Source organism: Lyngbya sp. CCAP 1446/10 (genome assembly GCF_026130175.1).
In the GTDB taxonomy this organism is placed as follows: Bacteria; Cyanobacteriota; Cyanobacteriia; order Cyanobacteriales; family Microcoleaceae; genus Microcoleus.
Genome location: NZ_JAIGNI010000002.1, coordinates 61,621 through 76,103 on the forward strand (window position 1 = coordinate 61,621; position 14,483 = coordinate 76,103).

Consider the following 14,483-nt stretch of genomic DNA (forward strand, 5'->3'; position numbering starts at 1 on the left):
GCACAGTCAACAGTCAACAGTCAACAGTCAACAGTCAACAAACTACCCTTGAGTGAGTACCGACGCTAAGTGCGATCGCACTTTAACGTAACACCGTGCAATCAGCAGCGAAGAATGACACTGCACCGCCAACTCATCAGTATACTGTCCCAAAGTTTGGCGTTCAATTCCCCACTCCCGACTCGTACCCGCAATCGTCAAATCAGCATTAGCAGAAGCAGCAATCACCGCTTGAATTGGCTCAGCAGCCTCCACAATCGGAGTTTCAATGCGCGATCGCACCTCAGCCGGCAACTGCTCCATCACTCGCTGAAACTCGTAACTCAGCTCATTTCCCTCTTCCCCCTCAACCGCCACCCGCAGCACCGTCAAACGGCGTTCTTCGCTATTAACTAACAGTCTCAGCGCCAATTCCAACCCCAAATCATCATGAATATTTGCCGCATAAGGCACTAACAAATTATTCAACTGTTCCCGGCCTCTGTCCACAAAAATTGCTACATCCACCTTAGCGCTGCTGAGAATTTGGCCGACACGTCCTCCCAAACGGTTGCTGCTAAAAGTAGGCCTGTGCCATCCTACCAAAATCAAATCCGCGCGATCGATTTCCGCGATTTGCGCCGTTTCCCGCGCCACATCCTTAGTAACCCGAATAATGGGATGCACGAATTTTCTCGCATCCGGCAATTCCAAACTCTCAATCAATTCTGATAATTTCGAGCGGCGTTCCTGGATAATGCGATCGGCTTCTGCGGGCGTACTTTGAAAGGCATAATCCTCATTTAATTCAATCAAACTCAGAGGATGAACCGCCGCCGACTGCAAATCACTACCACCCGTACCTGCCGCAGGCTGCGCCAGGGCGATCGCCAGTTGCAGCAAACCTTTCTGCGTACTAGGATTAGCAACAGGCACTAAAATTCGATAAGTTGGCAGCAATTTATTGTTGATTTCTGCGCTTTCTCCAGCCATTGGCGAATCTTTTAATTCTGAATCCTCCGAACTCACTTCTGAGATATCTAACCGAATTAATCGTTTTGGATAAGTCCACTCCAACAGTGGCGAAGTCATGAAAGTTGTGACTAAAGCCATAATCACCAACATCGTAAACAATAGCGGCGAAATTACACCCAGAGACAGACCGATATTCAGCACAATTAGTTCAGTCAAACCGCGAGTATTCATCATCCAACCAAGCGCCGAAGCTTCGCGATTGCTAATGCCACAAACTCTAGCAGCAACGTAAGTGCCGACATATTTTCCAATAATTGCTACTCCTAAAACTGCGGCGCACAGCAGCCACAATTCGGGACTGTTGAGCAGGCCGATTTGAGTACGCAAACCGCTGTAAGCAAAAAAGATTGGCAGCAGAAATATCAGGACAAAATCTTCGGTTTTTTCAGCTAATTCTCTGGTGAGTCCGGCATTTTTTGGCATAGCCACACCAAGCAAAAATGCACCGAAGATTAAATGAATGCCGATCAATTCAGTAATTAAGGCAGAAGCTACAACTCCCATGTAAATTCCCGCCAGCACTAACTGCGTTAATCTGCCCGTGCGGTTGTAGTGCTTGGAAAGCCGCTGCAAGAACCAGCGCACTACAGTCAACATAAAACCGATGTAAATTATAGATTCAATAATGGTCGGCAAAGCGCCGATCATCGAGTTAGTGCGCGTAACTGCGATCGCCACCGCTAACAAACACCACGCCGTCACATCGTCTACAGCAGCGCAAGTTAGGGCTAGCGTCCCTAATTTTGTATTTTGCAAGTTGTGTTCTGTAATAATTCTGGCCAGCACTGGAAAGGCAGTAATTGACATCGCAGCGCCTAAAAATAGGGCAAAGGCTGTAAATGAAACGCTATTATTTGAAACGATCGGATACAGCAGCAGTGCTAGGATGCTGCCCAGGGAAAACGGCACTAAAATGCTGACGTGGGAAGTTAATATCGCTATATCTAAATTGTTTTTGAGATACTTGGGATTCAGTTCTAAACCAATCAAGAACATGAAAAATATCAGCCCCACCTCAGACAGCACGTTGAGGAAGGGAACGGCTTCGGCTGGAAAAAGTGCTGTTGCTAAATCTGGTGCGACCAAACCGAAAAGAGAAGGCCCTAGCATAATTCCTGCTACAATTTCTCCAATGACTTGAGGTTGTTTGATCGCTCGAAATCCTAAGCCGACAAGTCGGGAAAGTGCGATCACAATTAGAACTTCCAGCAGGACGAGAATGGGGATGGGCATGGCGTTTTTAGCTTTAGGGTTTTTGCGGATCGAGAAGGGACGGCATTCAGTTGACAGTTGACAGTTGACAGTTGACAGTTGACAGCTTGCCCGCTCGCAAGGGATAAGGGTTGACAGCACTTGACAAAATAAGGAAGAGGATTGGGGTAATAAATAGTCTGCTTTTAATTTCTCCTTAGAAGGGTTCCGGCTTTAAACCAATTCTTTCTGGTAAAGCTGGCAGAATTACCGATCGAACAAAATGAATACAAGCTCGATCGAACTATAAGGCACAAGACACGCACCAACGCCATTGTCTCACAGGCTAACAAAGGCTTTGACAACCTCAAACCTGAATTTTGGGTTTATTAAGATGCGCTTGCTAGTCACTCTAACCGTAGCGTGCGCCCCCGCACCCAATCTACGCACCCGCATCTCACTCAAGCGGGCGCGCACCGGCAGCCCAACCCTACGGATCTAAGATAGTCAGAAAAAGTGGTAAGCCCTGTGATAGACTAGAAAAGTTGTTTAAATTCGCACATCCGGGTTTTCGGGTGTTTCAAGGGCGCAAACCCTCAGAAATACTACCGGGTGGAGGATTAACCCGAATACAGGAGTTAAAAATACAATGCCAGTAGTTAGTTTGGCTCAAATGTTAGAGTCAGGGGTTCACTTCGGACACCAAACCCGTCGGTGGAATCCGAAAATGGCTCCCTACATTTTTACAGAGCGCAACGGGGTTCACATCATCGACCTCGTGCAAACCGCTCAGCTTATGGAAGAAGCCTACGAGTACATGAGAGTGGCCTCGGAAAAAGGTAAAAAGTTTTTGTTCGTGGGTACAAAGCGCCAAGCTGCGGGGATTGTAGCCCAAGAAGCTCAACGCTGCGGTGCTTACTACGTCAACCAGCGCTGGCTGGGGGGAATGCTCACCAACTGGACGACGATTAAGTCCCGCGTGGAACGCCTCAAGGATTTGGAACGCCGCGAGGAAATCGGCGCTCTAGATTTGCTGCCGAAAAAAGAAGCTTCAGTGTTGCGCCGAGAAATGGCAAAACTCCAGAAGTATTTGGGCGGAATCAAAACTATGCGTAAGATTCCTGACGGAGTGGTGCTGGTAGACCAACGCCGCGAGTATAATGCTGTGTTGGAATGCCAAAAGCTGGGAATTCCGATCGTCTCTCTGTTGGATACCAACTGTGACCCAGATTTGGTTGACATTGCGATTCCAGCAAATGATGATGCTATTCGATCGATCAAACTGATTGTCGGCAAGTTGGCTGATGCCATCTACGAAGGTCGTCACGGTCAACAAGTCGGCGAAGGTGACGAAGACTACGACTATGAAGGTGGTTACGAAGGCGCTGAATACGATGTCGAAATCGAAGAATTGGATGACCCCAATTATGTAGATCCCGACGAAGCAGCCGACGCTGAAGGCGCAGAAACCGAAAGCTAGTATTGCGATCGGCATCTGACACCAGGCAATTAAAAATTAAAGATTGAAAATTAAAAATAATAATTTTTAATTGGACATTTTTAATTTTTAATTGTAAATGGCATTAGTCTCGGTCATTAGTAGATTTCTGACAAAAGCATTCCGCAGTGTTAGCGCCAAAATTAATTCAGGTGCTACAGGTACCAAATCCGCCAGAAGGCTGACTTGCTATTTCTTAACTCTTGTCTAATCATTAACATTAAGACTAATGACTAATGACTAATGACTAACGACTAATGACTAATGACTAATGACTAATAACTAATTTTGATTGGGAACTTAAAGAAGATGGCGGACATATCTGCAAAACTTGTTAAAGAACTGCGCGACAAAACTGGCGCGGGCATGATGGACTGCAAAAAAGCCCTCGTTGAAAACGATGGCGATGTCGAAATATCAATTGAGTGGCTGCGGAAAAAAGGTCTGGCTTCGGCAGGCAAAAAAGGTGGAAGAGTTGCCTCTGAAGGTATTGTAGGCAGCTACATTCACACTGGCGGCCGCGTCGGTGTCTTAGTGGAAGTTAACTGCGAAACCGATTTTGTCGCCCGCCGCGAAGATTTCCAAGCTTTGGTGCGGAATATTGCGATGCAAATTGCAGCTTGCCCAAATGTGGAATACGTGAAAGTTGAAGATATCCCCGCCGAAATTGTCGATCGCGAAAAGGCAATTGAAATGGGCAAGGATGACTTGGGCAACAAGCCAGAAAACATCAAAGAAAAGATTGTTCAAGGGCGGATTGATAAGCGTTTGAAAGAGTTATCTTTGATGGATCAGCCTTTTATTAGAGATCAGAATATCTCGGTGGAAGAGTTGGTGAAACAAACGATCGCCCAAATCGGCGAAAAGGTCGAAGTGCGCCGCTTCGTGCGTTTTGTGCTCGGCGAAGGCATTGAGAAAGTAGAAGCTAACTTTGCCGATGAAGTTGCAGCCCAAATCGGTGCTGTTAGCTAATCGGAAATTAAAATTTAGAACTAAAAATTAAAAATGTGAAAAGCTAATTTTTTGCATTTTTAATTTTTAATTTTTGCAGAACTCATACACTGCGTACTAAAAACCCGGTTTCTAACCAGAATTCACTCTTTGAGTCAGACAATTTGTGGCAGAAACCGGGTTTTTTGCCGATCGTTCTATTTTAATTTTATACGTCCTATTTTAATTTTATACGGGAGATATGGTGGGAGCAAGAGAGCGCATAGAGCAAGATTTGGCAGGACTCGAAGAGGCCTTAGCAGTCTTAAATTTAGAGTTTCGCAGTACCTACGAGGGTTATTTAACTGCGTTGGGACAAGCGGTGCGGCAGCAGTTAATTTTGGCTTGTTATCACCTTTGCACTCAAGCGGTGCCTGAGTCGTTTCTCAAGTTGTCCTTCGACGGGCGGCAGAAAATGCAGCAGTCTGTAAGGCTTTTGGCTGCGGCGTCGGAGGAAAAATTGCGATCGCTGGTGACTGCATCAGAAGCAGAGGAAGAGGAAGAGGACTTAGACAAACACGAAGAGGAAGAAGAGGAAGAAGAGGAAAAAGAGGAAAAAGAGGAAGAAGAAGAGGAAGAAGAGGAAGAAGAGGAAGAAGAGGAAGAAGAGGAAGAAGAGGAAGAAGAGGAAGAAGAGGAAGAAGAGGAAGAAGAGGAAAACAAACAACTTTCCGCCATTAAATATTTATTTTCAGTGGCAAATTACCAGGTGCCAACTGCCAATTCTCCCGAAAGTTTGGCGCGCTGGCAAAATAGTATTGAAAAGTCGATCGCCCAGATGATCAAACTGCTTTCTCGCGATACCAACCGCTTGCTGCAAAAGTCGGGAATCTTGCCCAGTCAATTGCCAGAACAGGTTCTAGAAGCTGCTTCTGGTGCTGAATTGTCCGGCGACAGCGTGGCGGGCCCACCTAACTTATTAAACTTAATCATTGAAACAGATAGCTCACCAGCACCGCCAAACTTGAAAAAAAGACCGGGTACTAATGCTTTGCACATTACAGCGATTAAACTGCGGTTGTCGGAAATAGAGTTTGCTGATGCGGGAACCTCGGCTTGGCGCCAGCAAATTCGCAACCTCTCTGTAAAATTGAACTCCCTCGGCCGCGATTACCAGAAAAAGCAGCGGGAAATGGCGGTGGTGGAGGCTGAGTCGGCTTGGCGATCGAGTTGGTTTGAAGATTAGTCAGTTGTCAGTTGACAGTTGACAGTTGTCAGTTGTCAGTTGTCAGTTGACATAAGGAAGAGCTTCGAGGGAAGAAGGAAGTTCGGCAACCAGCAATGTACGGGATTTAACGGATGCAGGTTCGAGGTTTGAGGGGAAAAACCTAAAGCTTTTAGGGTGTTGAGAAACCAGGTTTATTAGATAAACTGGGTTTCTCAGTTCTCGGTGCTATACTTTTTTTGGTAGGAGCTCTTTTAAACAAAAGTTATGACAACCGCCAAGACTGTAACAACCTTGTTAAATTCCTGAAACATAAGCTTTTATTCCTTCTTCCTTCTTTCTTCTTCCTTCTTCCTTCTTTTATAAATTGATATGACTATCGATCGACCAGAATGGCAGCGATTGCAAAAAGCTCTTTCAGTAGAAGCCGATCGCGGATTTAACGACCTTCAGGGCAGTCAATACCGCTTCAGCGAGTTTCTGGGCCTCAGCTTGAGACAGCTTGCAGGCGCTGTGGCGGGTTCTTCGCGCGATCGAGCTAGACAACTAGCTGCTGAATTTGACATCTACCCTCAGAAGGATCTCGAACAGCGCCAGCATTTGCTCTTGATTACGGTCAGTTTTCTCAGACAAATGGAGCAAGTTTGGGAAGAAAAAACCCAGCACCCGATCGAACAAAACGCTCTTCATACAAGCATCCCAGCCGTTTCTGTTCCCCGAACCGCACCCCTGAATACAGCACCCCCAGCAGCCAGCCTGACCCTTGACCAACCGTTAACGCGCGTGACCGGCATCGGCCCCGCCAACGGCAACCGCTTGCTAAAACTCGGTTTAGACACCGTATACGACTTGCTTTACTACTATCCCCGCAACCACATCGACTATGCAAAGCAAGTACGAATTCGCGAGTTAGTAGCTGGGGAAACAGTCACTTTAATCGCCGAAGTAAAGCGCTGCAATTGCTTTTCTAGCCCGAAAAATAAGAAATTAACGATATTAGAAGTAATTTTAAAAGACAGTACCGGAGAAATTAAAATTAGTCGCTTTTTTGCCGGACCTCGTTACAGTAATCGCGGCTGGCAAGAATTCAAAAAACGCGAATATTGTACTGGTGCGGTAGTCGCTGCTTCGGGGTTGGTGAAACAGGGTAAATATGGGATTACTTTAGAAAATCCTGAGTTAGAAGTATTAGACGATTCCGGCGGTGCGATCGAATCTATGAAAGTCGGCCGCCTGATACCAGTTTATCCGCTGACGGAAGGGGTGGATGCGGGTTCCGTGAGACGATCGATCTTAGCTGCAATTCCCGCCGCGAAACTGTTGTCGGAATCACTACCTGAGGATTTGCGCGATCGTTACGGCTTAATGGGTTTAGCCGATGCGGTGGCAAATATTCACTTCCCGCTCGATCGCGATTGTCTATCCGCCGCCCGCCGCCGCTTAGTTTTTGACGAATTTTTCTACCTACAATTAGGACTTTTAAAGCGTCGCCAAACCCAAAGAAAAGCTCAAGCTAGTGCAGTCATCCTTCCTAGTGGTAAATTAATCGCAGATTTTTACCAAATATTGCCTTTTGCGTTGACAAATGCTCAAGAAAGAGTAATTAACGACATCCTCAACGATTTAGCTTCGCCGCAACCGATGAACAGATTAGTACAAGGCGATGTCGGCGCGGGCAAAACCGTAGTCGCCGTAGTCGCAATGCTAGCAGCAATTCAATCCGGTTATCAAGCCGCTTTAATGGCACCAACAGAAGTTTTAGCAGAACAGCATTACCGCAAATTGGTAGGTTGGTTTAATTTGATGCACTTGTCTGTCGAACTGTTAACTGGTTCAACAAAGGTAGCAAAGCGCCGGGAAATTCACAGCCAGTTAGAAACCGGAGAATTACCTGTTTTAGTGGGAACTCACGCGCTGATTCAAGATACGGTAAATTTCCATAAATTGGGTTTGGCAGTAATTGATGAACAGCACAGATTCGGTGTGCAGCAGCGCGCTAAATTGCAGCAAAAAGGTGAATCTCCCCACGTTTTGACGATGACCGCAACTCCCATTCCCCGGACGCTGGCGCTGACGCTCCACGGCGATTTAGACGTGAGTCAAATTGATGAACTTCCCCCCGGCAGGCAGCCGATTCAAACGACTGTTCTATCTGCCAAAGAACGCATCCAAGCTTACGATCTGATTCGCCGGGAAGTGGCGAGCGGCCGTCAGGTTTATGTGGTGCTGCCTCTGGTGGAGGAGTCGGAAAAGTTGGATGTGCGATCGGCAATTGAGGAAAAAGAGAAACTCGAAAAAAGTATATTTCCTGAATTTAAGGTGGGTTTGCTCCACGGTAGGATGAGCAGTGCTGACAAAGATGAGGCAATTACTAAGTTTCGGGACAAAGAAACTGATATTTTAGTATCTACGACTGTGGTTGAAGTGGGAGTGGACGTGCCGAATGCAACGGTAATGATGATTGAAAATTCGGAGCGTTTTGGACTGTCGCAATTGCACCAGTTGCGGGGTCGAGTTGGTCGGGGCAAAAGCCGTTCTTATTGTTTGTTAATGCCCGGTTCCAAGACTGCGGAAGCTATGCAGAGAATGAAGGTTTTAGAACAATCTCAAGATGGCTTTTTCATTGCAGAAATGGATATGAGATTGCGCGGGCCTGGTCAGGTTTTGGGAATGCGGCAGTCGGGTTTACCGGATTTTGCTTTGGCGAGTTTGGTTGAGGATCAGGAGGTTTTGGAGTTGGCGAGGGCGGCGGCTCAAATGGTAATTGAGAGTGATGAAAGTTTGAATCAGTGGCCGGTGGTTCGGGATGAATTGGATCGGAGATATCGCCGGATGATGAGTGGCTCGATTTTGACTTAGACCTATGGTTTCAACCGCCCGGTCTTCTCTTCTATTAGACGGCGGTTGAAACCGCTTCTACAAAAACGAAGTCCGCCTCCGCGGACTGAATAAAATAACGCAATTTTAACTGCCCATTCTTCAACCTGCGGAGGCAGGTTTTGTTTGTGTAGACGCGGTTTCAACCGCCCGGTCTTCAACCTGCGGAGGCAGGTTTTGTTTGTGTAGACGCGGTTTCAACCGCCCGGTCTTCTTATTCACCCAAGAATCCTTCGCAGGAATGACGGAGAAGTGTCAAAATTAAGATAGTCCTGCCAAAAACAGGGAAAAGGAAATCCAGCCCGTACTCGCTGGTAAGGCAGAATTAATTCCTCGCTTGTCAAGCTTGCAGTTGGTCGCCGACGGTTCGTCGCATTTAATCTCAACGCTAATTATGAAAGATCTCACTCGTTATCGAAATATCGGCATCTTCGCCCACGTAGATGCTGGCAAGACCACCACAACTGAAAGAATCCTGAAACTGACAGGCAAAATCCACAAAATCGGTGAAGTTCACGAAGGCGCGGCGACGACTGACTTCATGGAACAGGAGCAAGAGCGCGGGATTACGATTCAATCCGCTGCTACTACCTGCTTCTGGAATGAGCATCAGCTCAACATCATTGATACTCCCGGACACGTCGATTTTACGATCGAGGTTTACCGTTCGCTGAAGGTTCTCGATGGTGGTATCGGTGTATTCTGCGGTTCCGGTGGAGTTGAACCGCAATCTGAAACTAACTGGCGCTACGCTAACGATTCTAAAGTTGCTCGTATTGTCTACATCAATAAGCTCGATCGCACGGGTGCAGATTTTTACCGAGTTGTCAAGCAAGTCGATAAAGTCCTCGCAGCTAAACCAATGGTAATGGTTTTGCCGATCGGCATTGAAGAAAAGTTTTGCGGCGCGGTAGATTTGCTGACCCGCAAAGCCTGGATCTGGGATGATTCTGGCGATCCGCTGAACTACGAAATTACCGATGTTCCAGCCGATATGGTGGATGATGTCGAGAAATACCGCGAACAGTTGATCGAACTTGCCGTCGAGCAGGACGATCACCTGATGGAACAGTACCTCGAAGGAAACGAGCCGAGTATCGAAGACCTCAAGCGGTGCATCCGCAAGGGTACTCGCGACATGGCATTTTTCCCGACTTACTGCGGCTCGTCGTTTAAGAACAAGTGCGTGCAGTTGGTGCTCAATGCAGTCGTTGACTACCTGCCGAATCCGATGGAAGTCTCGCCACAGCCAGAAGTTGATCTGGATGGCGAGGAAACAGGCAATTTCGCGATCGTCGATCCAGAAGGCCCATTGCGCGCCCTGGCATTTAAAATTATGGACGATCGCTTCGGAGCTTTAACCTTTACCCGCTTGTACTCCGGTAAGATATCCAAAGGCGACACCGTACTCAACACCGCCACAGGCAAGACCGAGCGCATCAGCCGTTTGGTAGAAATGCACGCCAACTCTCGCGAAGAAATTGACTCGGCTCAAGCAGGCGACATTATAGCGATTGTGGGCATGAAGAACGTCCGCACCGGACACACCATCTGCGACCCCAAAAATCCCGCAACCCTAGAGCCAATGGTTTTCCCAGAACCAGTCATCTCCATTTCGGTCAAACCGAAACTCAAAGGAGGCGAAGAAAAGATGGGAGCAGCGCTCACGAAAATGGTGCAAGAAGATCCATCCTTCCACATGGTGACAGACGAAGAAAGCGGCGAAACCATTCTCAAGGGCATGGGCGAACTGCACCTCGACATCAAAGTGGACATTCTCAGACGCACCCACGGTGTCGAGGTAGAAGTTGGCGAACCACAAGTAGCCTACCGCGAGTCGATCACCAAACGCCTCGAAGACAACTACGTCCACAAGAAACAATCTGGTGGTTCAGGTCAATTTGCGAAAATCGGCTATATCGTCGAACCCGGTGAAGTCGGTAGCGGCTTCGTGTTCGAGTCAAAAGTAACTGGCGGTAGCGTACCGAGAGAGTATTGGCCAGCGGTGCAAAAAGGCTTCCAAAGCTGCATCGATGTGGGCGTCTTGGCTGGTTTCCCTTGCTTAGACTTGAAATTCACCCTAGTTGATGGAGGTTTCCACCCGGTTGACTCTTCAGCAATGGCTTTTGAAATTGCAGCCAAAGCCGCCTACCGCCAATCGGTGCCGAAAGCTGGGCCTCAGTTGCTCGAACCGATCATGAATGTCGATGTCTTCACCCCAGACGATCACATGGGTGATGTCATCGGCGACCTCAACCGCCGCCGGGGGATGATGAAATCTCAGGAAACCGGACAAACAGGAGCGCGGATTAAGGCCGACGTGCCGTTGAGCGAAATGTTTGGCTACATTGGCGATTTGCGTACCATGACATCCGGGCGCGGTCAGTTTTCGATGTCTTTCTCGCACTATTCTCCTTGTCCGAGCAATATCGCTGAGGAAGTGATCAAGGAAGCGAAAGAGCGTCAAGCTGCTAAGTAGTGTGTTAAGTGCGATGGCTTCGCCCCGGCTTGCGCCTACGAATAGTGCGATGGCTTCGCCCCGGCTTGCGCCTACGTACTGCCTGAAAAGGTAGCCAGAAACCGGGTTTTTTCACGAAATCCTTCGCCGCAGCGATGAGATTAGGGAAAAAACCCGGTTTCTTTGATTTTGGTGCGTCCACGACTGTTAAAACCCACATTCCGCACCCTCAACTGTCACAATCGGTTTTTACTTATTTTTATCGATCAATTCAGCTACAAATTATACTCTCGTACCGTATGTTGACGGATAAAGATTTTGTGAAAGGCATAATTTATTACTTGAAAAATCGATTTCAATGAGTAATTATACTGTGTGACACCCTAGGGTGCGGAATGTGGGTTAAAATTATCTGCGTTGATTTGCATTTATTTGCGGTTTCGCGATCGATCGCAGATTTATGAAATAACTCAAATATCATATTTGCTAAAATACGATCAATAATCTACAACCCAGGTAGGTAGCCATGACAGCCACCCTAATCCAGAATCAAACTAGCGGAATTCTCCTAAAAAACATTAGCTGGAAAACCTACGAATCCCTAGTAAACGAGTTAGCACAACAGAGAGGAATTCGCCTGACTTACGATCGAGGTAAATTAGAAATTATGAGTCCATCAGCACCACATGAAAAGTCTGGAGAACTATTAGGGAATTTTGTGGAAGTTCTAACTGATGAATTAAATGTGGACATTTGCAGCATGGGTTCACTAACCTGCAAGCGCCAAGATTTGGAACGAGGGTTAGAACCTGATAAATGTTACTATATTCAGAATGAAGATGCTGTCTGGAATAAAGAACAAATCGATCTCAATGAAGATCCACCACCAGATTTAGCTATTGAAATTGACATTACCAGCAGTTCGATCGATCGTCTCGAACTTTACGCAAGTTTGGGTGTACCAGAAATTTGGCGCTACGATGGCAAGCGTTTAATCATTTATCAGTTAGAAGGCAATGAATACGCAGAGTGCGAGGTTTCTCCAACCTTTCCTTTTCTGTTAAAGTCTGAAATGCTGCGGTTTTTGGAATTGAGGAAGACTACAAAAGAAAAGGCTTTGCTGCGGTTATTCCGCGAGTGGGTGAGGAGTCAAATTCTGCAAGGGGAATAGATGGGCGATCGATTTGCGCGTTAGCGAAGCCCTCGTAGAGGATCGCTCTAATTTTTGCTAAGATTCGATTAATAATCGATCGCCCTTACTTCACAATTACTCCCCTAACTTTAGTATAATATAGAGGCAACAATCGAAAAATTATCCGAATCGAGCGTCAATAATCACCGCACTTTTAGGCTCGTGAGTATGTCAACGCCTTGATGTCATGTTCGCGCTCGCGTCGCAATCGCAAAGTCTATTTTCTAGGGAGGTTGAGATGACTGAAATCAAGCCCGATCGCACTGAGGGAACAATTTCCATCGCCGTTTTTCCTCAAGAAAACGAGCAGTATATTTGCCAAATTTCATCATCTTTGAGCGATCGTCCCGACGAGCAATCTAATTTTTACGGACAAACAAAAGAACACGCGCTCGCGATCGCCCTGGAACATTTAGCCGACGAGTATCGCGAGAAAGCCGAAGAATCTCAGAATATAGATTCGCTTGCCGTGGAAATTTCAGATTTTGGAGAACCAATTAATAAATATTATCATGTGATTGTACACTACGAAGAAATTTCGGAAGCCGAATCTAAGTTTGAGGCAGTACACAATACAATGATAGGAAATACGATAGTTGAGAATGCCAGAATTGCAGCCATTGAGATTGCTCCAGATATCGAAATCGAGCCGTTAGAGCGCTCTGGGGAGTAACTTTATTCATAGTTAAGATTATTTAGGTTTTAACTAATTTGTCCCTTTACCCAATTCCGAAATGCTTTAACTAATTCCAAATAATCCATTGTTTCCGCTTGTTCCAGAAAACTGACAATCTCTAAAATAGCCACACTCGGAAATGCTAAACTGCGATCGCACTCCACATACCCTTGACTCTCCAATCTGTTAATTCTGAGCCGCGAACCATTGTAAATCCACACTTCCGGCACTCCCAGCTCGGCATAAATTTGCAACGTACTGTCGGATCTGCTGGTAATATCAATTTCCACCACTAAATCCGGCGGCGGATCTTGACTCATATCGAGTCTTTTTTTGCCTTTAATTGCACTAACATTCTGGATATAAAAACATTTGTCTGGTTCTACACCAAGAAGTTCAGGACGTTTGAATGTAGTAGAACCAAGAGGCTCAATTCTCACATCTAATTCTTCTGCTAAGGTTTCAACAAATCGACCCAATACTTCTTTTAAATGTTCATGTTCAGGAGAAGGTGTCATAATTTCCAAATTTCCACGATTATATATTAGCCGGAGTCGCCTATGACTGAGTTCGGCAAGCAAAGTTTCGTAAGTTTGCCAACTGATATTCGATAGCTCAACTATTTGTTCGGGGGCACTGAGAGTTTTAGCAGTCATGGCACTACTTGGGTGAAGAGAGCGATCGCACTTTTAAAGTATATCATCAATCAAAGTGCGATGGCTACGCCCCAGCTTGCGCCTACGATCTCTAATTGACTTTGAGAGCAATACGTTCGCTACCTGCCCTTTTGATATAGTTATCGAAATCTTCTCCAACCTCGCCAACGTCAGGATCTGCATGATCCAATGCTTGTTTAGCAAGTCTTCCCGCCAGTTCTAAGTCAATTTTAATATATAGCTCTAACAGTCGTCTGTACTCTTCATCCGTTCCATTTTCCATAATTTTAGCGGTACTTGTTTCAATATTTTCTATAAGCCATGATTTAGGTAAAGCAAGAATAACTTGGCGGCAAAGTTCAATATCTGAGTGCGAAACGCTAGCTAAGTCAATTAAATCGTCGAACAAAAGCTGGCGTTCTTCTATTTTGAGATACTCTATAAGTCGCAATGCTGTACCTCTGTCGGCAGGGGTATGGGGTATGTAGAGCTTTATGAAAAATTGCTACCTTATTTGGACAATCTATGATAAAGTTTTGACGGCTTTCGATGTAAACAATCTCGCTCTCAACAAGTCGATGCCAAATTGCTGTATTATTTGCAGTGTTTTCTTGAAGCATTTATTTTACCTATTTTTCTTGTTAAACCTCTTGCACAAGTCACCAATCCTCTTGAAATTCTCTGCGTTTATCTGTGTTTATCTATCTTGAATCTGCGGTTAATTTATCAATCAAACATTTATGCAAGAGGTATATTTTAGATAAAA

10 protein-coding genes are annotated in these 14,483 nt (G+C 46.0%); 7 read left to right on the top strand and 3 right to left on the bottom strand.

Annotated elements, in window-relative coordinates:
• Positions 1 to 42 precede the first annotated feature (42 nt).
• Entirely contained in the window at positions 43 to 2,247 is a 2,205-nt protein-coding gene (locus K4039_RS01455) for a cation:proton antiporter (protein ID WP_265233339.1), read from the bottom strand.
• A gap of 607 nt (positions 2,248 to 2,854) precedes the next feature.
• On the opposite strand from K4039_RS01455, the gene rpsB reads away from it, so the two are divergent.
• The 7 genes from rpsB to K4039_RS01490 all read left to right on the top strand — a co-directional run bounded on the left by rpsB (position 2,855) and on the right by K4039_RS01490 (position 13,058).
• A complete protein-coding gene (rpsB, locus tag K4039_RS01460) occupies positions 2,855 to 3,685 on the top strand; it encodes a 30S ribosomal protein S2 (RefSeq protein WP_265233340.1) in 831 nt (276 codons plus the stop codon).
• Positions 3,686 to 4,012: 327 nt separating this feature from the next.
• A complete protein-coding gene (tsf, locus tag K4039_RS01465; protein ID WP_265233341.1) occupies positions 4,013 to 4,675 on the top strand; it encodes a translation elongation factor Ts in 663 nt (220 codons plus the stop codon).
• Between the two features lie 220 nt (positions 4,676 to 4,895).
• The gene (locus K4039_RS01470; RefSeq protein WP_265233342.1) at positions 4,896 to 5,879 is read left to right on the top strand and encodes a hypothetical protein; all 984 of its coding nucleotides are present in this window, start codon (positions 4,896 to 4,898) and stop codon (positions 5,877 to 5,879) included.
• A gap of 351 nt (positions 5,880 to 6,230) precedes the next feature.
• The gene (gene recG / locus K4039_RS01475) at positions 6,231 to 8,717 is read left to right on the top strand and encodes an ATP-dependent DNA helicase RecG (protein ID WP_265233343.1); all 2,487 of its coding nucleotides are present in this window, start codon (positions 6,231 to 6,233) and stop codon (positions 8,715 to 8,717) included.
• 412 nt (positions 8,718 to 9,129) lie between these two features.
• Complete coding sequence (gene fusA, locus K4039_RS01480) at positions 9,130 to 11,214, top strand: elongation factor G (protein ID WP_265233344.1); 2,085 nt, start codon at positions 9,130 to 9,132, stop codon at positions 11,212 to 11,214.
• Positions 11,215 to 11,719: 505 nt separating this feature from the next.
• Positions 11,720 to 12,364 carry a Uma2 family endonuclease gene (locus tag K4039_RS01485; RefSeq protein WP_265233345.1) on the top strand — a complete coding sequence of 215 codons (645 nt, stop codon included), beginning with the start codon at positions 11,720 to 11,722 and terminating at the stop codon, positions 12,362 to 12,364.
• Between the two features lie 259 nt (positions 12,365 to 12,623).
• The gene (locus tag K4039_RS01490; protein ID WP_265233346.1) at positions 12,624 to 13,058 is read left to right on the top strand and encodes a hypothetical protein; all 435 of its coding nucleotides are present in this window, start codon (positions 12,624 to 12,626) and stop codon (positions 13,056 to 13,058) included.
• Positions 13,059 to 13,087: 29 nt separating this feature from the next.
• On the opposite strand, the gene K4039_RS01495 is transcribed toward K4039_RS01490, so the two are convergent.
• On the bottom strand, positions 13,088 to 13,717 hold the full coding sequence (locus K4039_RS01495; RefSeq protein ID WP_265233347.1) for a Uma2 family endonuclease: 630 nt from the start codon (positions 13,715 to 13,717) through the stop codon (positions 13,088 to 13,090).
• 91 nt (positions 13,718 to 13,808) lie between these two features.
• Positions 13,809 to 14,168, bottom strand: coding sequence for a hypothetical protein (locus K4039_RS01500; protein WP_265233348.1), 360 nt, complete (start codon positions 14,166 to 14,168; stop codon positions 13,809 to 13,811).
• Positions 14,169 to 14,483: the final 315 nt, after the last annotated feature.

Coding starts and splice junctions, on each gene's coding strand:
- K4039_RS01455 (WP_265233339.1), bottom strand. CDS start 2,247: ATGCCCATCCCCATTCTCGTCCTGCTGGAAGTTCTAATTGTGATCGCA.
- rpsB (WP_265233340.1), top strand. CDS start 2,855: ATGCCAGTAGTTAGTTTGGCTCAAATGTTAGAGTCAGGGGTTCACTTC.
- tsf (WP_265233341.1), top strand. CDS start 4,013: ATGGCGGACATATCTGCAAAACTTGTTAAAGAACTGCGCGACAAAACT.
- K4039_RS01470 (WP_265233342.1), top strand. CDS start 4,896: ATGGTGGGAGCAAGAGAGCGCATAGAGCAAGATTTGGCAGGACTCGAA.
- recG (WP_265233343.1), top strand. CDS start 6,231: ATGACTATCGATCGACCAGAATGGCAGCGATTGCAAAAAGCTCTTTCA.
- fusA (WP_265233344.1), top strand. CDS start 9,130: ATGAAAGATCTCACTCGTTATCGAAATATCGGCATCTTCGCCCACGTA.
- K4039_RS01485 (WP_265233345.1), top strand. CDS start 11,720: ATGACAGCCACCCTAATCCAGAATCAAACTAGCGGAATTCTCCTAAAA.
- K4039_RS01490 (WP_265233346.1), top strand. CDS start 12,624: ATGACTGAAATCAAGCCCGATCGCACTGAGGGAACAATTTCCATCGCC.
- K4039_RS01495 (WP_265233347.1), bottom strand. CDS start 13,717: ATGACTGCTAAAACTCTCAGTGCCCCCGAACAAATAGTTGAGCTATCG.